The 23,277-nt window shown below is 60.7% G+C and carries 23 protein-coding genes; 11 read left to right on the top strand and 12 right to left on the bottom strand.

Going from position 1 to position 23,277, the window contains the following annotated elements:
• Positions 1 to 502 precede the first annotated feature (502 nt).
• The 3 genes from BI292_RS20860 to BI292_RS20850 form a co-directional block, all read right to left on the bottom strand.
• Positions 503 to 1,099: a superoxide dismutase gene (locus tag BI292_RS20860; RefSeq protein ID WP_101209008.1), complete on the bottom strand. Its 597-nt coding sequence runs from the start codon at positions 1,097 to 1,099 to the stop codon at positions 503 to 505.
• A 177-nt stretch (positions 1,100 to 1,276) separates the two neighbouring features.
• Complete coding sequence (locus BI292_RS20855) at positions 1,277 to 1,879, bottom strand: LysE/ArgO family amino acid transporter (RefSeq protein ID WP_092278689.1); 603 nt, start codon at positions 1,877 to 1,879, stop codon at positions 1,277 to 1,279.
• 5 nt (positions 1,880 to 1,884) lie between these two features.
• Positions 1,885 to 2,286, bottom strand: coding sequence for an ACT domain-containing protein (locus BI292_RS20850; RefSeq protein ID WP_101209007.1), 402 nt, complete (start codon positions 2,284 to 2,286; stop codon positions 1,885 to 1,887).
• Between the two features lie 95 nt (positions 2,287 to 2,381).
• Between BI292_RS20850 and BI292_RS20845 the strand changes: the two genes are divergently transcribed.
• From BI292_RS20845 to BI292_RS20830, 4 genes are all read left to right on the top strand, one after another.
• Complete coding sequence (locus BI292_RS20845) at positions 2,382 to 3,275, top strand: LysR family transcriptional regulator ArgP (protein ID WP_101209006.1); 894 nt, start codon at positions 2,382 to 2,384, stop codon at positions 3,273 to 3,275.
• Between the two features lie 54 nt (positions 3,276 to 3,329).
• Positions 3,330 to 4,322: an NAD(P)-dependent oxidoreductase gene (locus BI292_RS20840; RefSeq protein ID WP_101209005.1), complete on the top strand. Its 993-nt coding sequence runs from the start codon at positions 3,330 to 3,332 to the stop codon at positions 4,320 to 4,322.
• Positions 4,323 to 4,417: 95 nt separating this feature from the next.
• A complete protein-coding gene (locus BI292_RS20835; protein WP_101209004.1) occupies positions 4,418 to 5,251 on the top strand; it encodes an ATPase in 834 nt (277 codons plus the stop codon).
• Between the two features lie 344 nt (positions 5,252 to 5,595).
• Complete coding sequence (locus tag BI292_RS20830; protein WP_371918743.1) at positions 5,596 to 6,426, top strand: cache domain-containing protein; 831 nt, start codon at positions 5,596 to 5,598, stop codon at positions 6,424 to 6,426.
• Positions 6,427 to 6,565: 139 nt separating this feature from the next.
• Here the strand turns inward: BI292_RS20830 and BI292_RS20825 are convergent, their stop codons facing one another.
• The gene (locus BI292_RS20825; RefSeq protein ID WP_092278702.1) at positions 6,566 to 8,083 is read right to left on the bottom strand and encodes an MDR family MFS transporter; all 1,518 of its coding nucleotides are present in this window, start codon (positions 8,081 to 8,083) and stop codon (positions 6,566 to 6,568) included.
• A gap of 78 nt (positions 8,084 to 8,161) precedes the next feature.
• The gene (pobA, locus tag BI292_RS20820; protein WP_371918744.1) at positions 8,162 to 9,346 is read right to left on the bottom strand and encodes a 4-hydroxybenzoate 3-monooxygenase; all 1,185 of its coding nucleotides are present in this window, start codon (positions 9,344 to 9,346) and stop codon (positions 8,162 to 8,164) included.
• Between the two features lie 187 nt (positions 9,347 to 9,533).
• On the opposite strand from pobA, the gene BI292_RS20815 reads away from it, so the two are divergent.
• Positions 9,534 to 10,430: a helix-turn-helix domain-containing protein gene (locus BI292_RS20815; RefSeq protein ID WP_101209001.1), complete on the top strand. Its 897-nt coding sequence runs from the start codon at positions 9,534 to 9,536 to the stop codon at positions 10,428 to 10,430.
• Positions 10,431 to 10,439: 9 nt separating this feature from the next.
• On the opposite strand, the gene BI292_RS28955 is transcribed toward BI292_RS20815, so the two are convergent.
• Both BI292_RS28955 and BI292_RS20805 read right to left on the bottom strand, forming a co-directional pair.
• The gene (locus BI292_RS28955) at positions 10,440 to 10,616 is read right to left on the bottom strand and encodes a hypothetical protein (RefSeq protein WP_167370438.1); all 177 of its coding nucleotides are present in this window, start codon (positions 10,614 to 10,616) and stop codon (positions 10,440 to 10,442) included.
• 218 nt (positions 10,617 to 10,834) lie between these two features.
• On the bottom strand, positions 10,835 to 11,740 hold the full coding sequence (locus BI292_RS20805) for a LysR family transcriptional regulator (RefSeq protein ID WP_218563488.1): 906 nt from the start codon (positions 11,738 to 11,740) through the stop codon (positions 10,835 to 10,837).
• Between the two features lie 115 nt (positions 11,741 to 11,855).
• Between BI292_RS20805 and BI292_RS20800 the strand changes: the two genes are divergently transcribed.
• Both BI292_RS20800 and BI292_RS20795 read left to right on the top strand, forming a co-directional pair.
• A complete protein-coding gene (locus BI292_RS20800; protein WP_101209000.1) occupies positions 11,856 to 12,734 on the top strand; it encodes an MBL fold metallo-hydrolase in 879 nt (292 codons plus the stop codon).
• A 211-nt stretch (positions 12,735 to 12,945) separates the two neighbouring features.
• Positions 12,946 to 13,560, top strand: coding sequence for an NAD(P)-dependent oxidoreductase (locus tag BI292_RS20795; protein ID WP_101208999.1), 615 nt, complete (start codon positions 12,946 to 12,948; stop codon positions 13,558 to 13,560).
• 157 nt (positions 13,561 to 13,717) lie between these two features.
• Here the strand turns inward: BI292_RS20795 and BI292_RS20790 are convergent, their stop codons facing one another.
• Entirely contained in the window at positions 13,718 to 14,599 is an 882-nt protein-coding gene (locus BI292_RS20790; RefSeq protein WP_101208998.1) for a LysR substrate-binding domain-containing protein, read from the bottom strand.
• A 159-nt stretch (positions 14,600 to 14,758) separates the two neighbouring features.
• Here BI292_RS20790 and BI292_RS20785 point away from each other — a divergent pair, with 159 nt between their 5' ends.
• Positions 14,759 to 16,396: a 5-guanidino-2-oxopentanoate decarboxylase gene (locus BI292_RS20785; RefSeq protein ID WP_101208997.1), complete on the top strand. Its 1,638-nt coding sequence runs from the start codon at positions 14,759 to 14,761 to the stop codon at positions 16,394 to 16,396.
• Positions 16,393 to 17,841: an aldehyde dehydrogenase family protein gene (locus BI292_RS20780; RefSeq protein WP_101209009.1), complete on the top strand. Its 1,449-nt coding sequence runs from the start codon at positions 16,393 to 16,395 to the stop codon at positions 17,839 to 17,841. Before BI292_RS20785 ends, BI292_RS20780 begins: the two co-directional genes overlap by 4 nt.
• A gap of 102 nt (positions 17,842 to 17,943) precedes the next feature.
• On the opposite strand, the gene BI292_RS20775 is transcribed toward BI292_RS20780, so the two are convergent.
• Positions 17,944 to 18,873, bottom strand: coding sequence for an AraC family transcriptional regulator (locus tag BI292_RS20775; protein ID WP_092278718.1), 930 nt, complete (start codon positions 18,871 to 18,873; stop codon positions 17,944 to 17,946).
• Between the two features lie 355 nt (positions 18,874 to 19,228).
• Here BI292_RS20775 and BI292_RS20770 point away from each other — a divergent pair, with 355 nt between their 5' ends.
• Both BI292_RS20770 and BI292_RS20765 read left to right on the top strand, forming a co-directional pair.
• Entirely contained in the window at positions 19,229 to 19,582 is a 354-nt protein-coding gene (locus tag BI292_RS20770; RefSeq protein ID WP_092278720.1) for a putative quinol monooxygenase, read from the top strand.
• A 41-nt stretch (positions 19,583 to 19,623) separates the two neighbouring features.
• Entirely contained in the window at positions 19,624 to 19,854 is a 231-nt protein-coding gene (locus tag BI292_RS20765) for a hypothetical protein (protein WP_101208996.1), read from the top strand.
• Between the two features lies 1 nt (position 19,855).
• On the opposite strand, the gene BI292_RS20760 is transcribed toward BI292_RS20765, so the two are convergent.
• The 3 genes from BI292_RS20760 to BI292_RS20750 form a co-directional block, all read right to left on the bottom strand.
• Positions 19,856 to 20,482, bottom strand: coding sequence for a flavin reductase family protein (locus BI292_RS20760; RefSeq protein WP_101208995.1), 627 nt, complete (start codon positions 20,480 to 20,482; stop codon positions 19,856 to 19,858).
• Between the two features lie 235 nt (positions 20,483 to 20,717).
• Complete coding sequence (locus BI292_RS20755; RefSeq protein WP_101208994.1) at positions 20,718 to 20,933, bottom strand: hypothetical protein; 216 nt, start codon at positions 20,931 to 20,933, stop codon at positions 20,718 to 20,720.
• A 333-nt stretch (positions 20,934 to 21,266) separates the two neighbouring features.
• Positions 21,267 to 22,589 carry an MFS transporter gene (locus BI292_RS20750; protein WP_101208993.1) on the bottom strand — a complete coding sequence of 441 codons (1,323 nt, stop codon included), beginning with the start codon at positions 22,587 to 22,589 and terminating at the stop codon, positions 21,267 to 21,269.
• Positions 22,590 to 23,277 lie beyond the last annotated feature (688 nt).

Below are 23,277 nucleotides of genomic sequence, written 5' to 3'. Positions count from 1 at the left end.
ACTTTTTCAGACGCCAAAAAGTAACCAAAAGGCTTTGCCCCGGCGTTCGGCCCCTCGCTTGGGCTCGGGGTTCCTTCGTTCCGGTGTCGATCTGGGGGCATCGCCTACGGTCTGCTTCGCTACGACCTCCTCTCGATGCGTTCGGCTTCGCCAAACGGCGCTTCGCGCCCACCCCCAGATCAACACCTCCTCTCAGCCTGCCGAAGGGGCAATACGGCAAGATCAAGAGCTGCAGGCGAGCTAACGCTCGGCCTGTTGAGTGGTGAAGAGCACAGCGGATTGCCTTTGATTTTGCCTTTGTAGGAGCGAGGCTTGCCCGCGAAGGCGTCCTGACAGACGAGCTGGTTTCCCCCAAACAAACCCCAAACCTCCCTGTGGGAGCAAGGCTTGCCCGCGATGGCGCCCCAACAATCCCCCAATCTCCCGCCAATCCCACAATCCCATTTCCCATCACCCATAAAAAAACCCGACCTGAGCCGGGTTTTTCTTCTGTCATTCGATCTTAAGCAGTGAAGGTTTTGCCTTCGAATTGCTCAGCGACGAATTTCCAGTTGACGAGGTTCCAGAACGCTTCGACGTATTTCGGACGAACGTTGCGGTAGTCGATGTAGTAGGCGTGTTCCCAGACGTCGCAGGTCAGCAGCGGGGTGTCGCCGCTGGTCAGCGGGTTGCCGGCGCCGATGGTGCTGGCGAGGGCCAGGGAACCGTCAGCCTTTTTCACCAGCCAGCCCCAGCCGGAACCGAAGGTGCCGATGGAGGTTTTGCTGAATTCTTCTTTGAACTTGTCGAACGAACCGAACGAAGCGTTGATGGCTTCAGCCAGTGCGCCGGTTGGTTGGCCGCCGGCGTTTGGCGCCAGGCAGTTCCAGTAGAAGGTGTGGTTCCAGACTTGAGCGGCGTTGTTGAAGATGCCGCCCGAGGAAGATTTGACAATTTCTTCCAGGGTCTTGCCTTCGAACTCGGTGCCTGGCACCAGGTTGTTCAGGTTCACGATGTAGGTGTTGTGGTGCTTGTCGTGGTGGTATTCCAGGGTTTCCTTGGAAATGTGCGGCTGCAGGGCATCGTGTGCGTAGGGCAGCGGCGGCAATTCGAAAGCCATGATGATTCTCCTAATCAGGTCAGTTGCGGTGAGCGCAAGGCCGATCACGGGCGGCCAGACAAGCGCCGGGGAGTTTGTACTCTTTGCGGCGCATCGAACCGGATCATAGCACCGGGGGTGCGGCATAACCACGCAACAACTGTGTGGAATAGAGGTTCCAGAGCCTTTTGGAATAAATCACGTACTGATGATTAATTGCGCCGCCACGGTGAACATCATCAGGGCCACCAACAGGTCGAGGATCCGCCAGGTGCTTGGCCGCGCCAGCCACGGGGCCAGCCATGCGGCGCCGAGGGCGAGGGTGAAGAACCATAATAAAGAAGCGCTCGCCGCGCCGACGACGTAGGCGCCGGGTTCGGTTTGTTGCGCGCCGAGGGAGCCGATCAGCAACACCGTGTCGAGGTAGACGTGCGGGTTGAGCAGCGTCACCGCCAGCGCACTCAGGAGCACCGCGCGCAGTGAACGTACGGTCTGGTTTTCGCCCTGTTGCAGGCTCTGTTTCGAGCAGGCGCGGCGCAGGGCCAGGCTGCCGTACCAAATCAGGAATACCGCGCCACCCCAACGTGCGACTGCGAGCAATGTCGGATTGTGCGCGAGCACCGTCGCCAGTCCGAACACCCCGGCCGCCACCAGCAGCGCATCGCACACCACGCACAGCGCCGCGACTGGCAGGTGATGTTCGCGGCGCAGACTTTGCGCGAGCACGAAAGCGTTTTGCGTGCCGATCGCCATGATCAAACCCGCCGCGACCAACAGGCCGTTTACGTAGCTTTGCCACATATTTTCTACTCCGCGTTGGCTGCCAGTTCCCGCAGGACGTGCAGGGCGCATTCGGCGTCGGTTTGGCCGACGAATAAATGATCGTGGTAGTAACCGGCGATCACGTTGCAACTGATCCCGGCCTTGCCGAGTGCCGTGGCGAACGCGGCGGTCAGGCCCACGGCTTCGAGGGCCGAGTGCACGTTCAAGGTGATCCACGCGGCGATGTAGTCGAAGCTCAGACCAGCCTGTTCGGCGTGGGAACGTTCGAGGATCACGGTCAGCCCTTCCTGTTCGCGGAAGCTGCCGATGATCTCGACGTCCGCCGGCAATTTGCCGTCCGCCAAGGTGCAGAACACGTATTCGCCGGCGTTGAGTTGCGGGCTCATGCTGCGCAGCAATGTCGCCAGTGAAGTTTCGCCAGCCATGTCGATGGTCCTTGTGAAGAGTTGTTGCTGGCCATTCTCCGGTGCGCCGTTGTATAAGAAAAACCAATAGTGCTGATCGCTCATTAGGAAAACTGATGTTCGACTATAAATTGCTTTCCGCGTTGGCCGCCGTGGTCGAACAGGCCGGATTCGAACGTGCCGCGCAGGTGCTAGGGTTGTCGCAGTCGGCAATTTCCCAGCGAATCAAATTGCTCGAAGCGCGGATTGGCCAACCGGTGTTGGTCCGGGCGACGCCGCCAGCGCCGACTGAAATCGGTCGGCGTTTGCTCAACCATGTGCAGCAGGTGCGCCTGCTCGAGCGGGATTTGTTGACCTTGGTGCCGGCGCTGGATGAAGAAGGCCTGCCGGAACGCCTGCGCATCGCCCTCAACGCCGACAGCCTCGCCACTTGGTGGGCCGATGCGGTGGGGGATTTCTGCGCTGAGCAACATTTGCTGATGGACTTGGTCGTTGAAGACCAGACCGTCGGCCTCAAACGCATGCGCGCCGGCGAAGTGGCGGCGTGCCTGTGCGCCAATGAACGCCCGGTGGCCGGGGCGCGCAGCGTGTTGCTCGGCGCGATGCGCTATCGGGCGTTGGCCAGCCCGGCGTTCATTGCCCGGCATTTCCCCGAAGGTGTGCGCGCCGAGTTGTTACCACGCACCCCGGCGCTGGTGTTTGGCCCGGACGATTTCCTCCAGCATCGCTACCTCGCGTCACTCGGCGTGGACGGTGGTTTCGAACACCATTTATGCCCATCGTCCGAAGGTTTTATCCGCCTCACGGAAGCCGGGCTCGGCTGGGGCCTGGTGCCGGAATTGCAGGTCCGCGAGCAACTGCAACGTGGCGAACTGCTGGAGCTGCTGCCAGATAAGCCAATCGATGTGCCGCTGTACTGGCATCATTGGCGCAATGGCGGTCAGTTGCTGGGGTTACTCACTGACCAATTGGTCCGTTCGTCGAAGCAATGGCTCGTGCCGTTGGACTGACGGGCAGCGTCAAGACTCACGCATTACGCAAAACGAAAGACATCGGAGCTTTAAATGAAAATTCTGGTCACCGGCGCAAGCGGCTTCATTGGCGGACGCTTTGCGCGTTTTGCCCTGGAGCAGGGCCTGGACGTGCGGGTCAACGGGCGCCGGGCCGAGGGTGTCGAGCACTTGGTGCGCCGTGGCGCCGAGTTTATTCAGGGTGATTTGAGCGATTCGCAGCTGGTGCGCGACCTCTGTTCGGACGTCGACGCGGTGGTGCATTGCGCTGGCGCCGTCGGCTTGTGGGGGCGTTATCAGGACTTTCATCTGGGCAATGTCCAGGTCACCGAGAATGTCGTCGAAGCCTGTCTCAAACAGCGCGTTCGACGCCTGGTGCATTTGTCCTCGCCGTCGATCTACTTCGATGGCCGCGATCATTTGGGCCTTACCGAAGAACAAGTGCCCAAGCGCTTCAAACATCACTACGCAGCGACCAAGTACCTGGCCGAGCAGAAGGTCTTCGGCGCTCAGGAATTCGGCTTGGAAACCATCGCCCTGCGCCCGCGTTTCGTCACCGGCGCCGGTGACATGAGCATCTTCCCGCGCTTGCTGAAGATGCAGCGCAAGGGCCGTCTGGCGATTGTCGGCAACGGCCTGAACAAAGTCGATTTCACCAGCATGCAAAACCTCAACGAAGCGCTGCTCAGCAGTTTGCTCGCTGGCGGTTCGGCGTTGGGCAAGGCCTACAACATCAGCAACGGGACGCCAGTGCCGTTGTGGGATGTGGTGAATTACGTGATGCGAAAAATGGACGTGCCACAGGTCACGCGTTATCGCTCCTACGGACTGGCCTACAGCGTCGCGGCGCTGAATGAGGGCGTGTGCAAACTCTGGCCGGGTCGCCCCGAGCCGACGTTGTCGCGTCTGGGCATGCAGGTGATGAACAAAAATTTCACCTTGGACATCAGCCGCGCCCGGCATTATCTGGACTACGATCCGAAAGTCAGCCTGTGGGCCGCCCTCGATGAATTCTGCGTGTGGTGGAAAGCGCAGGATATTCACTGAGGAACCGTGTTTCGGGTTGGCAGTCAACCCTGGCGGCAGTGGGGGTTATACTGCGCCGCATTCAAGTCATCACCGTGTTCCCAAAGGTTGATTCAATGTCCATGCGTAACGATGCCAACGACGATTTCGATGTACCGAGCCTGCGCGCCGACAGCCTCGACGACGATGATTTTCCACCGACTGTGCGCAACGTGGTGCACTCGCGCCCAGCGCCGGTGGTGAAAGTCAAAAGCGCCAGCACCGGCCCGTTGTGGGCATTGGTCGGCGCATTGTTGTTCGCTTTCGCCGGTCTGGCGTGGTGGAGCTTTCAGCAGATTTCGTTGATGGAACAGCAATTGGTCGCAACGCAGGAAAGCTTCGCGCGGATCAGTGAAGAAGCGGCGGGGCGTTTGCAGGATATTTCCGGCAAGGTCGTCGCCAGCCAGACCAACGTCAGCACTGACAGCGAAGCGCTGAAGCAGCAGATCAAGGCGCTGGAAAGCAAACTGCTGGAGCAGAGCCAGGCCCAGCAAGGCGTGGTGGGCCAGGCCAGCGATCTGGACAAGCGCTTGGCGCAGATCACCGCGCAAGCTACGGCGCAAACAGCGACCGATACGCAATTGCAGGCTCAGGTGAAAACCTTGAGCGATGAACTGGCTGCGCTGAAAAACGCCGCGGCGGACACCAGCAAAGTCGATGCCGAGATTAAAAGCCTGGGTGCTGACGTCGCGGCGCTGAAGAAACAGGGCAACCCGAGCGCTGCGATCGATCGCCTGGAACAGGACATTGTGGTGCTCAAAAGCGAGCAGGAAAACCGTCCCGCGCCGACGTCCGGCGGCACCAACACCGCCGAATTCGACGCCTTCCGCGCGCAGACCACGCGCAACATCAACACCCTGCAAGCGCAGATCCAGAACCTGCAGCAACAGCTGAATGCGCGGGCCAAATAACCCGTACGCAAAATCTGTAGTGAATAGGTTTTGTGGCTAGGGGGTTCGCCCCCCGTTTGGCTGCGAAGCAGTCGTGAAAAATTCCGGATGTGGTGTTGGGTGGGGAATGGGGGGGAGCGCTTCGCGCTCCGACGGGGGCAAGCCCCCTCGCCACAGGCAAGCCTCCTCGCCACGGGCAAACGCCCACTCATAGGGAAGCCTTCTTGCCTCAGGCTCGTGTTACATCCCCGAACAACTGCGCCCGCCTGAATATCCAGCCATATCGCCAACCCCGTCTACGCTCTTCAAACATCAACAAGAACGAGGGATGGGCTATGGGGGTTGTGCACAGGTTTGTCAGGCTGATGGCGATGCTGTTGCTGGGCTTAGGTTTGGGCCTCAGCCAAGCCCAGGCCGCTACGCCAGCGAAGGATGACGGCGAGGCGGCCCGGGCGTTGCTGGAAAAGGCTCTGGCGTATTACCACGACAACGGTGACAAGGCGTTCGCGGCGTTCAGCCGTCAGGGCGAGTTTGTCGACAAGGATCGTTACGTCTTCGTTGTCGATACCCAAGGCGTAATGCTCGCCAGCGGTGGGCCGTCCTCGGCGTTGATCGGCCGCGATGTCTCCGCGACGCTGCCGCCGGATTTGCAGAAAGCCTTCAAGGACGCGCTGAAAGTGCCGGAAGGCAACGGTATCCAGCAAGCCGAATACCGTTGGCAGAACTGGGCTGACGGCAAGGTCGAGCGCAAACATGTGTTCTATCAACGCGTCGGCCAGCGCATTCTCGCGGTCGGTTACTACCTGCCCCGCGCATCGGCGCAACAGGCTCAGGCCTTGCTCGATAAAGCCGCGGCTGACTTGGCCAAGGATGAGAAGGGCACGCTGACGGCGATCAACTCGCTCAAGGGCGGCTACTTGCAGGACGATCTATACGTGTTTGTGGTCGACCTGGATAACCAGCGTTACGTCGCCCATGGCACCAATCTGCGGCTGATCAATACTGATTTCGGCAAGATCAACGACCCGGAAGGCAAACCGGTCGGTGAGCCGATTCTGGCGTTGATGGCCAAGCAGGACAGCGCTGAGTACGAATACCGCTGGAAAAATCCGGTCACCGGCAAGATTGAGGACAAACACGCGTACCTGAAAAAGGTCGGGCATTTTCTGGTGGCTGTCGGATATTACAGCCCTTGAGGTGATGCGGCATATTTGAGAACGCCTTCGCGGGCAAGCCTCGCTCCTACAAGTGATCGTTGACGGACACAAAGCAGGTGAACGATAAAGATCCACTGTAGGAGCGAGGCTTGCCCGCGAAAGCCGCGCCTCGGTCCTTCTATCGAACCTTATCCTCACGCCCCCGCAGCAGCATATTCGGCATCGCCACTGCCGCCGCCAGCCCCAACAACGACACTGCCGCGCTGACCATCAACAAATGCCGAAACGTCACCAGCAACTCCGCGCGCAAGGCATTCTGCGCATCGCCCGGCGCCGCGTTCAAACCGTCGAGCAGGACATTCCCGGAATGGCCTTCGCCGACCAGCGCCGAGCCGCTCAAGTCAGCGAAACTCGAATCCTGCAACAACGCCAGCAGCAGCGCCGACATCAACGCCACGCCCATCGCGCCGCCCAGCGAGCGGAACAGATTGGTGGTGCTGGTCGCCACACCGATATCCCGTTGCTCCACCGAATTTTGCGTGCCGACCAGTGACGTCGGGAACTGCATGCCACCCGCAATGCCGCTGAGCAGCATGAACACGCTGCTCATCACCAACGCCTGTGGCGGGCTGAACGCCATGCCCAGAATCGAAATCGGCATCAGCAGCGCGCCGGTCAAAATCATCGGTTTATAACGCCCGGTCACCGAAGTGCGGCGCCCGGCGAAATAGGCGCCGATCGGCAACCCCATCGCCAGCGGCAACAGGTGCAGCGCGGCGCTGTCGGCCCCGGCGCCGGTGACGCTCTGGAAGCGCAGCGGCATCAACACGATCAGCGAAATCGCCTGGAAACTGGTGAAGAAAATCGTGCACCAGCAGAGGATCGCGTTGCGATTGGCGAACAAATGCATCGGCAGCAGCGGCTCCCGCGCCCGGCGCTCATGCCAGACAAACACCGCCAGCACCGCCACCGCACAACCGAGCAAACCGAGGACTTCGGCGCTGCGCCAGGAATGCCCCTGACCGACTTCGGTGATGCCCAGCAGCAACGCGGTCAGACCGATGATCATCAACAGCGTGCCGAGGTAATCGATGATCGGTTTGCGCTGCGGCACCGGCAGCCCCACCAGCGTGCGATTGGCCACCAGCCACGCGCCGAGGCCCAGCGGCAGGTTGATCAGAAAGACCCAGCGCCATGACAGGTATTCGGTCATGTAGCCGCCGAGCACCGGCCCGGCGACGCTGGCCACCGCGTACATGCTGCTGAAATAACCCTGATAACGACCGCGCTCGCGGGGCGGGACGATGTCGCCGATGATCGCCTGGCTGACCGAAATCATCCCGCCGGCGCCGATGCCCTGAAGGATTCGCGCCAGCACCAGTTGCTCCATGCTCTGCGCCATCCCGCAAAACAACGAAGCCACGGTGAACAGGCCCATGCCGAACAGCATCAACTTGCGCCGGCCGTACAAATCACCGAGCTTGCCGTAGATCGGCACCGCCACGGTCATCGCCACCATGTAGCCGGAAATCACCCAGGCCAGCAGGCTGACATCCTTGAACTGTGCGGAAATCGCCGGCATCGACACGGCGACGATGGTCTGGTCCAGCGCGCCGAGGAAAATCGCCAGCATCAGGGCGATCAGCACACTGCGAATGGCGGGTTTGGGCGGGTCAGGCTGGTTCAGATCGGTCACGGGTAAAACCTGCGGGCAGTGATTGACCCGCAAGGGCAAGGCGAGCGGGAATGCTCGCCAGTGTAAGTCGATAGCAAGCTATTCGATAGCCTCGTAGGGGAGCCCTACGTAATTTTCTGCAATGGTTTTTCGCCCGGCTTCGGAGTGCACAAAGTAGTCCAGTTCCGAAGCGCTGATGCGCTGGCTGAACGCATCGTGATCGTCAAATCGGTGCAGCATCGAGGTCATCCACCAGGAAAAACGCTCGGCTTTCCAGACGCGGCGCAGGCAGATTTCCGAGTATTTATCGAGCAACTCCAGGCGTCCCTCGCGGTACACCTTCAGCAAAATATTGAACAAGGTGCTGACGTCGCTCGCTGCCAGGTTCAGGCCTTTGGCGCCGGTTGGCGGGACGATGTGAGCGGCGTCGCCGACGAGGAACATGCGCCCGTATTGCATGGGCTCGACGACAAAACTGCGCAGCGGCGCGATGCTTTTCTCGATCGACGGCCCGGTCACCAGTTTGTCTGCGAGAGCTTGCGGCAGACGTGATTTCAGTTCATCCCAGAAGCGCTGATCGGACCAATCCTCGACCTGCTCCTCGGCGGGCACTTGCAGGTAATACCGCGTGCGCGTCGCCGAACGCATGCTGCACAGGGCAAAACCGCGTGGGTGGCGCGCGTAGACCAGCTCGTCGTGGACCGGCGGGGTGTCGGCGAGAATCCCCAGCCAGCCAAACGGATAAACCCGTTCGAAAATCTTCAGGCAGTCGGCGGGAATCGACTGGCGTGCGACGCCGTGGAAACCGTCGCACCCGGCGATGTAGTCGCAGTCGACGCGCCAGGTTTCGCCATCCTTTTCGAACGTGACGAAGGCTTCGGCGCTTTTCATCCCCTGCGGGACGACGTTGCTGGCTTGATAAATCGTCTGCGCGCCGGCGTCCCGACGGGCGGCCATGAGGTCGCGGGTGACTTCGGTCTGGCCGTAGATCATCACGGTTTTGCCGTCGGTGAGGGCCTGCAAATCGATGTGCAGCAATTGATCATCCAGCGCCAGTTCGAAGCCGCCGTGCACCAGGCCTTCGGCGTCCATGCGCTGACCCACGCCAGCCTCGCGCAGCAGCTCTACCATGCCTTGTTCGAGGACGCCGGCGCGGATTCGGCCGAGCACATAATCGGGCGTCTGGCGTTCAATAATCAGCGTGTCGATGCCGGCGTTATGGAGCAATTGGCCGAGCAATAAACCGGATGGGCCGGCGCCAATGATGGCGATTTGGGTCTTCAGCGTTTTCATTGTTTTTATGACTCGCAAGCTTCACGCGACTACGGTCGGTGAATGATTTTTATGGATCGAGTGCTTGCATTTTTCCCTCATGAGTCTGTCAATTGAAGGTGAAAACTGAGCCGAAAGCTGTACATTCTGCCAATCGGTGCGATTATCGCCCGTCTACTCCGAGGCCTGGATTGAAGTGATGAACAAGCCTGACCTGCCTTCGATTCCGGTGTTCAAGCTCTACGGTGAAAGCCTGGATTGGCCGACCCCGGACTTGCTGCACTGTGAAACCATTTCCAAACGCAGCCGCGAACATCAATGGGAAATCAAACCCCACCGCCACGCTGATCTGTGCCAGTTACTCTTCGTTTTCAAAGGTCAGGCAGAGCTTGAACTCGAAGGCAAACGCACGCAATTGACCGAACCGGCGATGCTGATACTGCCGCCCTTATCGGTGCACGGTTATCGTTTTTCCGAGGACGTCGAAGGGTTTGTCGTGACGCTCGCGGCGCCGCTGGTCGCGCATTTGCAGGCGCAACTGGGCAATTCGGTGAACGCGCTGGCGCAGGCCGAAAGCTATCCGGCGGGCAACGACAGCGCCTACCTCAACAGCCTGTTCAGCGCGTTGCAAAGCGAATACACCGGCCATCAACCGGCGCGCGAAATGCTCATGCATTCGCTGGTCAGCGTGATCATGGTCTGGGTCAGTCGCCAGGTGATTTCGCGACGCAATGCCACCGAAAGGCCGCAGCGTGCGCGGGAATACCTCAACGGTTTCATTCAACTGGTGGAAGAGACGTATCGCCAGCACATCAAGGTCGAAGACCTCGCGCATCGGCTGGGGATTTCCGTGTCGCACCTTAACGGCACCTGCCGCGAGTTGGCCGGGCAACCGGCCTTGCAGATCATGCACGAGCGCCAGTTGCTCGAAGCCAAGCGCTTGCTGACCTACACCAGCATGACCATTTACGAAATGTCTGACGTGTTGGGGTTTTCCGATCCTACAAACTTCACGCGTCTGTTCCGACGTCGCGTGGGGATTTCGCCCAAAGCGTTCCGCGACCGTTTGAAGGCCGATCAGGACAACGAGGCTTGACGCTCTTCGTCAACGAAGCGCGTTAAGCGAAGCGTTGTGCGGAATGCAGCGCTCGAAATTGCAGCTGGCGTATTCGCGGGGCAGTTGTCGCAACTGCTCGACCCGCCAGGCTGCGGTGCCGTACAACGCCAACGTCGCCGTGCAGGTGACGAAAATGGCGAGGTATCTTCTTGTTTTGATGTTCATGGCGTAGACCTCTGAACCAATACCCTTGGGTACGTGTATTCAGCATAGGTCAGCGCTCATGAGTTGCCAGCCTGCCGGGTTTTGTATGTGCCGTGACATTCAGAGGACTGATGAACCACTGTGGGAGCGAGCTTGCTCGCGATAGCGATTGTTCATTACACATTGATGTTGACTGACCCACCGCTATCGCGAGCAAGCTCGCTCCTACATTGATTCTTTTACAGTCCGATATCCCAGGCAGGTTCTTCAGGGAATCTGAGCACGAGGAAATCCAGCATGCTGCGCATGGTCGCCGGCATGTGCTTGCGCGAGGCATACACCGCATAGATGTGCATCTCGCGCGGTACGGCATCGGGCAACAGGCGGATCAGTTCACCGTTGTGAATGTGCACGCCCGCCTGATAACTCGGCAGCATCGCCACGCCCGCGCCGGCCAGCGTCGCGCGCAATAACGTGCTGGCCTCGTTGGCGCTGATGTTGCCTTGCACCGGCACCGACACTTGCTCGCCAGCCTCCTCGAAATGCCAGAGACTTTTGCCGAAATAGGAATGCGTCAGGCAATTGTGCTGGCTCAAGTCCTCGACCCGTTGCGGCGTCGGCTGCTCGGCCAGATAGGCCGGTGCGGCGCAGACCACCGAGCGGCACACTGTCAGTCGGCGCGCGATCAAATTAGGGTCGAGGTCGTTGCTGGTGCGAATCGCCAGGTCAATGCGCTCATCCACCAGGTTCACCGTGCGGTCGAGCATTTGCAGGTCAATGCTGACGCCGGGGTAGCGCTTGACGTAAGCGGCCATAGCGTCGGCCAGTTGCGCCTGGCCGAACGAGGTGCTGACGCTGATCCGCAGCAGCCCGCGCGGCGCTTCATCCGGTTCGCTGATGGCGGCCTGCATGTCGGTCGACAAGTCGAGCATCTGCCGGCAGCGCGGCAGGATTTCACTGCCGGCTGCGGTCAGGCTAAGTTTGCGCGTGGTGCGGTGCATCAATCGGGCGCCGACCCAGTCTTCGAGCTCGGCCAGATAACGCGAGACCACTGGCCGCGACAGGTCCAGGTGATCGGCTGCGGCCGACTGGCTGCCGAGGTCAACCACCGAGACGAACACCTGCATTGCTTGAAGCCGATCCATGATTTGCCCACTTTTAGAAACAAACTATGTTCCAGCATCGCATTTTTTGTACTGGCTAAGGCAACTAAGCTCTGTGCCCATCGCCAAACATGGCAATCGCACAACGGAGCAACAGATGATCGGGTTCACCGCACTCAAACGTATTTTTCTCGCAGCGACCACACTCTGCTTCGCGTCGCACGCGGCGGCAGCGGCATTGACGCTGGATGTCTACAACCCCGGCGAACAGGCGATTTTCCCGGTGAGTTCGGTGCTGGTCAGCGGCGCGAAAGAGGCGATCCTGGTGGACGCACAGTTCGGCAAATCCCAGGCCGAACAAGTGGTGCAGAAGATCCGCGCCAGCGGCAAACAGTTGACCACTATCTACATCAGCCACGGTGACCCGGATTACTACTTCGGCCTCGACACCCTGACCACCGCGTTCCCCAACGCGAAAGTGCTGGCCTCGCAGCCGACCGTCGATCACATCAAGCAAACCGTCGACGGCAAACTGGCGTTCTGGGGCCCGAAAATGGGCGCCGACGTGCCGGCCAAAACCATCGTGCCGGGCGTGCTCAAGGGCGACAGCCTGATGCTCGAAGGGCAAAAACTGCAAGTGATCGGCCTCGACAGCAAGCAGCCGGATCGCAGTTTTGTGTGGATTCCGTCGATCAAGGCTGTGGTCGGTGGCGTGGTCGTCGCCGAGAACATTCACGTGTGGATGGCCGATACGCAAACGGCGCAATCCCACGCGGACTGGCTGACCACGCTGCACTCGATCGAAACCCTGAAACCGAAAACCATCGTCCCGGGGCACTACTTGGGCGACAGCGCTGGTTCGTTGGCGGCGGTGCAATTTACCGCTGAGTACATCAAGGCGTTCGACGAAGAAACCGCCAAGGCTGGAAACGCCGCTGAACTGATCGCCGCGATGAAAAAACGCTACCCGAACCTTGGCGAAGAAAGCTCGCTGGAGCTGAGCGCGAAAGTCGCCAAGGGTGAGATGAAGTGGTAACCGACTGATTAATGATCGCAGGTGAAGCGTTTTTTGTGGCGAGGGGGCTTGCCCCCGTCGGAGTGCGAAGCGCTCCCCTGCATTTTTTTTCACCTACACCGTGTCTGCAGGTGCTGCAACTGCTTCGCCGCCAACGCAGGCAAGCCGCCTCGCCACAGGTGCAGTGCCACTCAACCGATCAAACGTACATTCACGCCAACTGGAGAACGTCATGAGCAAAATCGCAATCATCGGGGCCACCGGTCGTGCCGGTAGCCAACTGTTGGAAGAAGCCCTGCGTCGTGGTCACAGCGTCACCGCGATCGCGCGTGACACCGCGAAGATCGGCGCGCGGGCCGGGGTGGTCAGCAAGAATGTCGATGCGCTGGATGCCGAGGCGCTGCAAGCGGCTGTCGCCGGGCATGACGTGGTGATCAGCGCCGCGCATTTTGCGACGTTGCCGGCCAGCGCGGTGATCGGGCCGGTGAAAAACGCCGGGGTCAAACGCCTGTTGGTCGTGGGTGGCGCCGGCTCGTTGTTGCTGCCCGATGGTGGTCGGGTGATCGACAGCGAAGGCTTCCCGGAGGAATACAAAGCCGAGGCGAGCGCCGGGGCGTTGTTTCTGCAAAACCTGCGTCAGGAACAGGAGCTGGATTGGACGTTTGTGTCGCCGTCGGCAGAGTTTGTTGAAGGTGAGCGCACAGGCACATTCCGCATCGGCAAGGACGATTTGCTGGTGAGCGCACAAGGTCGCAGCTGGATCACCTTCGCCGATCACGCGATTGCGCTGCTGGACGAAGTGCAAACGCCGAAGCATTCGCGGCAGCGGTTTGCAGTCGGATACTGATCCCGCAACACCACAACCCTGTAGCAGCTGGCGAAGCCTGCGTTCGTCTGCGCAGCAGTCGTAAACCCGGTATTCACGGTTCTGATGATCGTTCCCACGCTCTGCGTGGGAATGCAGCCCGGGACGCTCTGCGTCCCATTGGAACGGGGGGGAACGATCAGCGTATGGCGGCCTGCGCCACCAACCATCCCAACAATTCCTGCAACTTCGGCGAAGGTGCCGGTTTCTGCGGCAACACCAAGTAATAAGCCGCCCCGGTTTTCACCTTCAAATCAAACGGCGTCACCAGCCGCCCGGCGCTCAGGTCATCGCCGATCAGTGCCCAATCGCCAATTGCCACGCCAGTTCCTTGCGACGCCATCGACATCGCCAGGTCCAGCGTTTCAAAGTGCTGGCCCTTGCTGACATTGCTCAAATGCACATCGGCGTGCGCCAGCCAGGCCTTCCAGTCATGCTCATCGCGTGTCGGGTGCAGCAACATGTGTTGCTGCAGATCCTGCGGCGTGCGCAGCGGCACCGGACCCTCCAGATACGGCGCCGAACACACCGGCGTCAGTTGCTCATCGAACAAGCGCTGCGCCGCCAGCGAAGCCTGCGGTGGCCCGCCGTAAACCACCGCTGCGTCAAACTGCTCGCGGTGAAAATCGACGCCATGGCGCACCGTCGTCGTCAGCTCCACCGGCACGTCCGGGCGTTCCTTTTGCCACTGCATCAAACGCGGCAACAGCCAGCGCATCACGCATGTCGGCGCTTTCAGTTGCAGGGTTTCGCGCTTCTCGCCGATCTGCTCGACAGCCTCGCCGACCAGCGCAAAAACCTGCTGCACCCGCGGCAGCCATTCGCGTCCTTCAGCGGTCAGCGCCAGGCCTCGGGCCTGGCGAATGAACAACGCATAACCGAGATGACTTTCGAGCCCGGCGATCTGCCGGCTCACCGCGCCTTGGGTGATGTGCAACTGTTCGGCGGCCCGGGTGAAGTTGCAGCACTGCGCGGTGATCAGAAAGGTGTGCAGCGCGGGCAGGGGAGGCAGTCGTTTCATGAGAACCCAAGGTATGACGTAAGGACATGGCTAGTATGACTTTTTATCCATTGTTGCGACTACGTGCCGCCCGTTCCAATGAGGCCATCCCTGGGTTTGCCGACGCATCATAAACACTGCGCGGGCACGGCGTCTCAAACGAACAGGAAGGGCAAAGACATGGCGACGTGCGGCGAAGTGTTGGTCAAGTTACTCGAAGCTTATGGCGTCGAGCAGGTGTTCGGCATTCCCGGCGTGCACACCGTCGAGCTGTACCGCGGGCTCGCCCGTTCGAGCATCCGCCACGTCACGCCGCGTCACGAACAGGGCGCCGGGTTCATGGCCGACGGCTACGCGCGCACCCGCGGCAAGCCGGGCGTGTGCTTCATCATCACCGGCCCGGGCATGACCAACATCACCACGGCGATGGGCCAGGCTTACGCCGATTCGATTCCGATGCTGGTGATCTCCAGCGTGCAGACGCGCAGTCAATTGGGCGGCGGTCGCGGCAAATTGCACGAACTGCCGAACCAGAGCGCTCTGGTCGGCGGCGTCGCGGCGTTCTCTCACACATTGATGTCGGCCGCGGAATTACCTGGCGTGTTGGCCCGCGCGTTTGCGCTGTTCCAGGCCGGTCGCCCGCGCCCGGTGCACATCGAAATTCCCTTGGATGTTTTGGTCGAAGAGGCGGACGAATTGCTCGCCAGCGTTGCGGTCAACATCGACCGCGCCGGTGCTGCGCCGGGCGCTGTCAGCCGCATGAGCGGATTGCTGGCCACGGCGCAACGGCCGTTGATTCTTGCCGGTGGCGGCGCCATCGACGCGGCTGCCGAGCTGACCGCGCTGGCCGAAATGCTCGACGCGCCAGTCGCGCTGACTATCAATGCCAAAGGCATGCTTGCCGCCAATCACCCGCTGCTGATCGGCTCGACCCAAAGTCTGGTCGCCACCCGCGCCTTGGTCGCCGAGGCTGACGTGGTGCTGGCGATCGGCACCGAACTGGCCGAAACCGACTACGACGTGACCTTCGCCGGCGGTTTTGAAATCCCCGGCAAACTGCTGCGCGTCGACATCGACCCGGACCAGACCGTGCGCAACTATCCGCCGCACGTGGCGCTGGTCTCGGATTCGCGCAACGCCGCGCAGGCCTTGCTCTCAGCACTTTCGCAGCAGTCGCTGGCCGAGCGCCGCAGCGATTGGGGCCAGGTGCGGGCCGCGCGTTTGCGCGAGGAGCTGGCGGCCACGTGGGATGCGCCGACCGTCGCGCAAACGCTGTTCCTTGAAACCGTTCTGGATGAATTGCCGGACGCGGTATTCGTCGGCGATTCGACGCAACCGGTGTACACCGGCAACCTGACGTTCAACCCGCAGCGACCACGCCGCTGGTTCAATTCATCGACCGGTTACGGCACCTTGGGGTATGCCTTGCCGGCGGCGATTGGCGCATGGCTCGGTGGCCACGTCGAGCGCGGCTCGCGGCCGCCGGTGGTGTGCCTGATCGGCGACGGCGGTCTGCAATTTACCCTGCCGGAACTGGCCAGCGCCGTCGAAGCGCGCACGCCGGTGATCATCCTGTTGTGGAATAACCAGGGCTACGAAGAAATCAAAAAATACATGGTCAACCGCGACATCGAGCCGGTCGGCGTGGACATTTACACCCCGGACTTTATCGGCGTGGCCAAGGCACTAGGCTGCGCGGCGGAAGCGGTCAGCGGCGTTGAAACCCTGCGTCACGCTCTGCGCGCAGCAACGGATCGCCAAGGCCCGACGTTGATTGAAATCGATCAGGCGCAGTGGATGACGGCGGTGGCGAAATGAATTTTCCGACGACGTTGGACGGCCTCTACATCAATGGCCGATGGTCCGCTGGCAGCGAACATCTGCGAGTAATCAACCCGGCCACCGAGGCGTTGCTGACCACGGTCAATGGCGGCGATCAAACATCCGTCGATCAAGCCGTCAGCGCTGCGACCCACGCCTTCAAGGACTGGTCGCAAACCAGCGGCAGCCAGCGTGCGGTGATTCTGCGTCGCATCGCTGCTGGCGTCGCGGCGGGGCGCGAGCAACTGATGCAGTTGCAAGCGAGCAACAACGGCAAACCGCTGTTCGAAGCGGCGATTGACGTCGATGACGTGATCGCCACGTTCGAGTATTACGCCGGTCTCGCCGAAGCGCTGGATGCCAAACAAGACAGTCGCGTCGAACTGCCAACCGAGGACTTCAGCGCTCGTTTGCGCCGCGAACCGTGCGGCGTAGTCGGCCTGATCGTGCCGTGGAATTTCCCGATGGTCACCACTGCGTGGAAACTCGCCCCGGCGCTGGCCGCCGGTTGCTGCGTGGTGCTGAAACCGTCGGACGTCACGCCGCTGCCGGAGCTGCAATTGGCCGCGATTATCGCCGCAGCCGGGTTGCCCGATGGCGTGTTCAACCTGGTCTGCGGCACCGGTCTGGCAGTCGGCGCGCCGTTGTCGGCGGATCCGCGAATCGCCAAGATCTCCTTCACCGGCAGCAACGCGGTCGGCGTGCAAGTGATGCAACGCGCAGCAGAAACGGTGAAGGGCGTCAGCCTCGAACTCGGCGGCAAGTCCTCGTTGCTGGTGCTCAAGGACGCCGACATCGAGTTGGCCGTGGAGCTTGCGTGCGGCGGCGGTTTTTTCAACGCCGGGCAGATGTGTTCCGCCACCAGTCGGGTGTTGGTCGCCGAAGAGCTGGCGGACGAATTCCTCCTGCGTTTGCAGACCCGCGCCGAAGCGATTCGCGTCGCCGACCCGTTCGACCCGAACGTCGAAATGGGCGCGCTGGTCAATCAGGCGCAATACCAGCGAGTGCTTGGCCACATCGATCGCGGGTTGAGCAGTGGCGCCAAATTGATCTGCGGCGGCAACCGTCCGGCGAATCTGCCGCGCGGCTACTTTTTGCAGCCGACGGTGTTCACCGAAGTGCCGCTGGACAGTGCGCTGTGGTGCGAGGAGATTTTCGGCCCGGTGCTTTGCGTGCGCAGTTTTGCCTCGGAAGCCGAAGCGATTGCCTTGGCCAACGACAGCCCATTCGGCCTGGTCGCCAGCGTGGTCACGCGTGATGGCGCGGCGGCGGATCGCGTGGCGAATGCTCTGCAAGCCGGGTTGGTGTGGATCAATGCGCCGCAAGTGATTTTTCCGCAAACCGCGTGGGGCGGCTACAAGCAGAGCAGCATTGGCCGCGAGTTAGGCCCGTGGGGGTTGCAGGCGTTTCAGGAAATCAAACACGTCATCCGCGCCGTATAAAAAACCTGTGGGAGCAAGGCTTGCCCGCGAAGGCGTGATTTCATCCAGCATCGACGTTGGCTCTGCAATTGCCATCGCGGGCAAGCCATGCTCCCACACGAGTTACACCGTCAGGCGCAGCCGCGCGAGGTCGCGCAGTGGCGGGGCGCCGAATAAGCGGCTGTACTCGCGACTGAATTGCGACGGGCTTTCGTAGCCGACGCGGTAACCGGCCGCCGACGCTTCCAACCCTTCGGCGAGCATCAGCCGCCGCGCTTCCTGCAAGCGCAATTGCTTCTGATATTGCAGCGGGCTCATCGCCGTCATGGCTTTGAAGCGGTGATGCAACGTCGACACGCTGAGGTTCACTTCTTTCGCCAGATCATCAATGCGCAGCGGCTGCTCATAGTGGCCGTTGAGCCATTTGATCGCCTGGCTGATGCGATGGCTCTGGCTGTTGGCGATGGCGATTTCATACAGCCGATGACCCTGCTGGCTGCGCAGCAAGCGATAGAGAATCTCGCGGCGAATCAGCGGCGCGAGCATGGCGATGTCTTTTGGGGTGTCGAGCAGGCGGGTCAGGCGCAGCACGGCGTCGAGCATCGCGGTGTCCAGCCGTTCAACGTACAAGCCGCGCCCGGTCGGCCGGGTCGGCACGCCCATCGGCCCGGCGTCGGCGATCAGCGCGGTGATTTCCGCCGGGTCGATGTCCAGGCGCACGGCGAGGATCGGCTCTTCGGACGTGACATTCACCACGCGCCCGGTCAGCGGCATCGAAACCGAAACCACCAGGTAATTCAGCGGATCGTAGTTGAACACCTCATCGGCCAGCTGAACTTCCTTGCGCCCCTGCGCCATGATGCACAGCGCCGGTTGCGCAAGCACCGGGGCAAACTGATGGGTTTTGCTGTAGCGCGACATGAACAACGAATCGACCGCCGTGGCGTAGTTGCCATCCTCGGCGGTGTTGCGGCTGATGATCGCCGCCAGTTCCTCGCGCTGCTTCTCCAGGTCGGCGTCCAGCGGCGCTGCAAGGTGATCGAACGACGACATGCGGACATCCTCGGTGAGGGGCGGTTGGGCGTTGGTAATGGCCAGAGCTTATGTTTGTGCAAGTCCGGGCGCTAGACACATCCTGCCTGATGCTTGCCTGATTCTGCATTGGGTTACTTCCGCGCGTTGCCGCAGCAGGGGCATCGGTGGAAAACTTGCTTGAAATCGCGAGGTTACCCACAAGTTACTCAACGGGCCCCTCTGGCGCGGCGTTTCAGGCGGTTTTGCGCAGCCCCGCAGGATTGTGCAACAAGCCGGCAGGAATCGACTAACGGCCAGCGCGCCGCGCCGCCTAACCTTGGATCCTGTCGCAGCCCGCCCCTGGCTGCCACGCAACTCCTTGGGAGGGTTGAATATGTCTACGCAGATTCCCGTCAGTCACATGGCTTTCGTTCGTGCCCGCGCCGGGCGTTCCGCAGAACTCGGTGCGCGCCTGAGCGCATTGATCGAGCCGTCCCGCTCGGCCAGCGGTTGCCTGAGCTTTGCCCTGCAACATTCACAATGCGATCCGGACCTGTGGCTGGTGTCCGGTTTCTGGACCCATCAACAAGCGATGACCGCGTACTTCAGCACGCCGGCGATGCAGATTTTTTCCGAGTTGGTGCAGGATCTGGTGGTCAACAGCCTGGATTTCCACACGTTCAAGGATGTCTCGGCGGCGCAGGCGCTCGGTCAGACCAAAGCACAGGTGCACAAACTGGTCGGTTGAGGGTTTAATGGCGACATTCTCAGTCAGCCAGGATCCGCGACATGGCACGCAAAGCCTTTGAAACCTTCGAAGCCGTATCTGCCGTAGTACCGCGCGAAGGCGGTTATTACGCCGCGATTGCGACCAAAGCCATCGGTGGCAGCGGCGCGCCGCGCTTTCACAAATTGCTCGAAGAGCAAACGTTCACCACGGCCCGCGAAGCCGACGACGCCGCCGCGCTGGAGCTGGTCAAGCTCAAAGGCGTGCGCGAGGACGGCGATTTGATCTGGTGAGCTACTTCGCCCCCGGGCGATACATTTTGAACAATGCCTCTGGCCCCAGCTGAAAGTAATCCGCCGGCCCGCCGCCGCGCAGAATCGGTTCTGCCGCGGCGGTGTCGTACACCCCATCCTTCAACAGCCACTTGGCGATATGCACGGCGACCACTTCGCCGAGAATCAGCCAGCTCGGCACCACATCGCCATCCGCGCGCTGCAACTGAATGATCTGCGTGACCTTGCACTCGAAGGACACCGGGCTTTCGGCGACCCGTGGCACCTGAATGATTTTCGATGCGGCGGGGGTCAACCCGGCCAGCTCAAATTCGTTGACCTGCGGACCGACCATCGCGCAGCTCTGGTTCATTTGCTCGGCGAGCGGGCGGGTGGCCAGGTTCCAGGCGAATTCGCCGGTCTGTTCGATGTTGTTGAGGCTGTCTTTGCGCCCGACGCTGCAGAAGCCAATGATCGGCGGAATGTAGTTGAACGCGTTGAAGAAGCTGTACGGCGCGAGGTTCAGGTGACCGTCGGCATCCTGCGAGGAAATCCAGCCGATCGGCCGCGGGCCGACAATCGCGTTGAACGGGTCATGCGGCAGGCCGTGGCCGTTGGCGGGTTCGTAATAGTGGATGTCGTCGGGCATGCGCGGGTTCCTGCGAGCGGTGTTTGGGGGAGGGTTGTCATAGTGCAAGGCATGACGGGGAAATTCCACTGTAGGAGCGAGGCTTGCCCGCGAAGTCGTCGGCACCGTCGATATCTAGGTGACAGACAAATCGCCTTCGCGGGCAAGCCTCGCTCCTACAGGTCTCTGGGATTTTGCTGTGCCCCAGAAATGACTAAGCCCGGCCGAGGCCGGGCTGTGATGCCGCATTTGTTGCTTAGCTGATGGAAGCCGAGCCGGTGCGATCATAGCCATCTTCAGCAACAGTCGCCGAGCCAGTGCGGTCGTAACCATCAGCGGCAACAGTCGCCGAACCTGTGCGGTCGTAGCCGTCGGCGGCAACAGCGGAGCCGGTGCGGTCAAAACCATCGGCGGCGAATGCGCTGCCGGCCAGTACGGAGAGGGTCAGGGCGAGGATCAATTTGGTTTTCATGGTGGTAGCTCCAGAGTTCGTAAAAGTAAGTTCGTCTAAGTCATTTCGTTGGGTAGCTGCTTGCTGTGGGAGCGATACTACGCTCGCTGAATTGATTGAAAAGTTGGCATTCGTGCTAGTAACTATCGATCAGATTGATGTCTGCTCCGCGAGGCTTTAGCGCTTGCCATGCAGGGCAATCAAGCGATCTGAGGTGGGCAGGTTGCTGGCGCAGAATTAAACGCTGATTAATCGCTGCGAGCGTTCGGGTGACAGATTTTTCATCTCGACCGAACGCCCACAAAAAAGGGCAGGCCTGGTTCAGGGCTGCCCTTTTTGTTGTGGCGTGTAATGTCAGTCAGTTTCGATCCGCGAGTGTTTGCGGGTGTCTTTCATGGTCACGTACACCAGCAACGACACCGCGATACATGCGGTGACATACCAGTAGTAACCGGTTTCCATGCCGATGCTCTTGAACCACAGCGCGATGTATTCAGCGGTGCCGCCGAAGATCGACACGGTCAGCGCGTACGGCAGGCCAACGCCCAGTGCACGAATCTCGGTCGGGAACAGTTCGGCTTTGACCACTGCGTTGATCGAGGTGTAGCCGCTGACGATGATCAGCGCCGCCATGATCAGGAAGAACGCGCCCCACCAAGTGGTGATGGTGTGCAGCGTGGTCAGGATCGGCACGGTGAACAATGTGCCGAGCACGCCGAAGGCGATCAGGATCGGCCGCCGACCGACCTTGTCCGACAAGCCGCCGATGATCGGTTGCAGACACATGAACAGGAACAGCGTCGCCGCGGAAATGCTCGTGGAGTCGGTGATGCTCATGCCCACCGTGTTCACCAGGTATTTCTGCATGTACGTGGTGTAGGTGTAGAACGCCAAGGTGCCGCCCATGGTCAGGCCGACCACGGTCATCAGCTCTTTCGGGTGGCGCATCAGCGTGCGCATGGCACTTTCTTTTTTCTCTTTTTTGACCTTGTTGAACGACTCGGTCTCTTCCATGCCGCGACGCAGGTACAGCGCCACCACCGCGCACAACGCGCCGATGGCGAACGGGATGCGCCAGCCCCACGCGTACAGTTGCTCGGTGGTCAGCACTTGTTGCAGCACGATCAACACCGCCAGCGCGATGAGCTGGCCGGAGATCAGGGTCACGTACTGGAAGCTCGAATAGAAACCGCGACGCTCCTTGGTCGCCATCTCGCTGAGGTACGTCGCCGAGGTGCCGTACTCGCCGCCGACCGACAGGCCTTGCAGCAGACGCGCGAAAATCAGCAGGATCGGCGCGCCGATGCCGATGGTTTCGTAGTTGGGGCTGAGCGCGATCAGCAGCGAGCCAAAGCACATCAGGTAGACCGAGGCCATCAGCGCACGTTTGCGACCGGCGCGGTCGGCGTAAAGCCCCATCAGCCAGCCACCGATCGGGCGCATCAGGAAGCCCACGGCGAAAATCGCGGCGGTGTTCATCAGCTGTGCGGTGGAGGAGCCGGCGGGAAAGAAGGACTTGGCGAAGTACAGGGAAAACGCAGCATAGACGTACCAGTCGTACCACTCGACCATGTTGCCGACCGAGCCGCTGAAGATCGATTTGATCCGGCTACCGGTGGTTCTTTCTTTGGCAGGCGCGACGGCCGACCCGAGAGGCAGGGCGTTGGAGTTATCCATTGAAGGATCCTTCGTTTAATTGTTTTTGTGGAGCGCGTTTAAACGCAGCCTGCTCGGGCTATAGCAGGAGCTGTGCCAAAGAGAGGAGGGCCGGTTTAGAGGGGGGAGAGTGAAGCGCTGAGCGGAATTTTGCCTATGCGGCTTGGGGTGTGAGCGGATTTTCGCTCATTGCGGTGTGATTTGGTGATGTGTATTTCAGTTTGGGGACCACCCCTCACCCTAACCCTCTCCCCAGAGGGGAGAGGGGACTGATTGAGGTGTTCCTGGAGCTACATCGACCTGAGATACCGGGCCGAACTCAGGTCTTGAAAACCATGAAGATCTGCTCCCTTTCCCCTCGCCCCGTTGGGGAGAGGGGACTGATTGAGGTGTTCCTGGAGTTACATCGACCTGAGATACCGGGCCGAACTCAGGTCTTGAAAACCATGAAGATCTGCTCCCTTTCCCCCTCTCCCCATTGGGGAGAGGGGACTGATTGAGGTGTTCCTGGAGCTACATCGACCTGAGATACCGGGCCGAACTCAGGTCTTGAAAACCATGAAGATCTGCTCCCTTTCCCCCTCTCACCGTTGGGGAGAAGGGACGGATTGAGATGTTCCTGGAGCTACATCGACCTGAGATACCGAGCCGAACTCAGGTCTTGAAAACCATGAAGATCTGCTCCCTTTCCCCCTCTCACCGTTGGGGA

The organism is Pseudomonas sp. 43NM1, from assembly GCF_002836905.1.
Taxonomy (GTDB): domain Bacteria; phylum Pseudomonadota; class Gammaproteobacteria; order Pseudomonadales; family Pseudomonadaceae; genus Aquipseudomonas; species Aquipseudomonas prosekii.
Note: the sequence above shows the minus strand (reverse complement) of the source record. Positions and strands in the feature narration are given on the sequence as shown.

What these genes read in the sequence shown, in the direction of transcription:
- BI292_RS20750 (WP_101208993.1), bottom strand. Translation starts at nt 22,589, where the DNA reads ATGGATAACTCCAACGCCCTGCCTCTCGGGTCGGCCGTCGCGCCTGCC.
- BI292_RS20760 (WP_101208995.1), bottom strand. Translation starts at nt 20,482, where the DNA reads ATGCCCGACGACATCCACTATTACGAACCCGCCAACGGCCACGGCCTG.
- BI292_RS20790 (WP_101208998.1), bottom strand. Translation starts at nt 14,599, where the DNA reads ATGAAACGACTGCCTCCCCTGCCCGCGCTGCACACCTTTCTGATCACC.
- BI292_RS20800 (WP_101209000.1), top strand. Translation starts at nt 11,856, where the DNA reads ATGATCGGGTTCACCGCACTCAAACGTATTTTTCTCGCAGCGACCACA.
- BI292_RS28955 (WP_167370438.1), bottom strand. Translation starts at nt 10,616, where the DNA reads ATGAACATCAAAACAAGAAGATACCTCGCCATTTTCGTCACCTGCACG.
- BI292_RS20765 (WP_101208996.1), top strand. Translation starts at nt 19,624, where the DNA reads ATGGCACGCAAAGCCTTTGAAACCTTCGAAGCCGTATCTGCCGTAGTA.
- BI292_RS20840 (WP_101209005.1), top strand. Translation starts at nt 3,330, where the DNA reads ATGAAAATTCTGGTCACCGGCGCAAGCGGCTTCATTGGCGGACGCTTT.
- BI292_RS20815 (WP_101209001.1), top strand. Translation starts at nt 9,534, where the DNA reads ATGAACAAGCCTGACCTGCCTTCGATTCCGGTGTTCAAGCTCTACGGT.
- BI292_RS20830 (WP_371918743.1), top strand. Translation starts at nt 5,596, where the DNA reads ATGGCGATGCTGTTGCTGGGCTTAGGTTTGGGCCTCAGCCAAGCCCAG.
- BI292_RS20755 (WP_101208994.1), bottom strand. Translation starts at nt 20,933, where the DNA reads ATGAAAACCAAATTGATCCTCGCCCTGACCCTCTCCGTACTGGCCGGC.
- BI292_RS20775 (WP_092278718.1), bottom strand. Translation starts at nt 18,873, where the DNA reads ATGTCGTCGTTCGATCACCTTGCAGCGCCGCTGGACGCCGACCTGGAG.
- BI292_RS20855 (WP_092278689.1), bottom strand. Translation starts at nt 1,879, where the DNA reads ATGTGGCAAAGCTACGTAAACGGCCTGTTGGTCGCGGCGGGTTTGATC.
- BI292_RS20860 (WP_101209008.1), bottom strand. Translation starts at nt 1,099, where the DNA reads ATGGCTTTCGAATTGCCGCCGCTGCCCTACGCACACGATGCCCTGCAG.
- BI292_RS20845 (WP_101209006.1), top strand. Translation starts at nt 2,382, where the DNA reads ATGTTCGACTATAAATTGCTTTCCGCGTTGGCCGCCGTGGTCGAACAG.
- BI292_RS20835 (WP_101209004.1), top strand. Translation starts at nt 4,418, where the DNA reads ATGTCCATGCGTAACGATGCCAACGACGATTTCGATGTACCGAGCCTG.
- BI292_RS20770 (WP_092278720.1), top strand. Translation starts at nt 19,229, where the DNA reads ATGTCTACGCAGATTCCCGTCAGTCACATGGCTTTCGTTCGTGCCCGC.
- BI292_RS20795 (WP_101208999.1), top strand. Translation starts at nt 12,946, where the DNA reads ATGAGCAAAATCGCAATCATCGGGGCCACCGGTCGTGCCGGTAGCCAA.
- BI292_RS20780 (WP_101209009.1), top strand. Translation starts at nt 16,393, where the DNA reads ATGAATTTTCCGACGACGTTGGACGGCCTCTACATCAATGGCCGATGG.
- BI292_RS20850 (WP_101209007.1), bottom strand. Translation starts at nt 2,286, where the DNA reads ATGGCTGGCGAAACTTCACTGGCGACATTGCTGCGCAGCATGAGCCCG.
- BI292_RS20785 (WP_101208997.1), top strand. Translation starts at nt 14,759, where the DNA reads ATGGCGACGTGCGGCGAAGTGTTGGTCAAGTTACTCGAAGCTTATGGC.
- BI292_RS20805 (WP_218563488.1), bottom strand. Translation starts at nt 11,740, where the DNA reads ATGGATCGGCTTCAAGCAATGCAGGTGTTCGTCTCGGTGGTTGACCTC.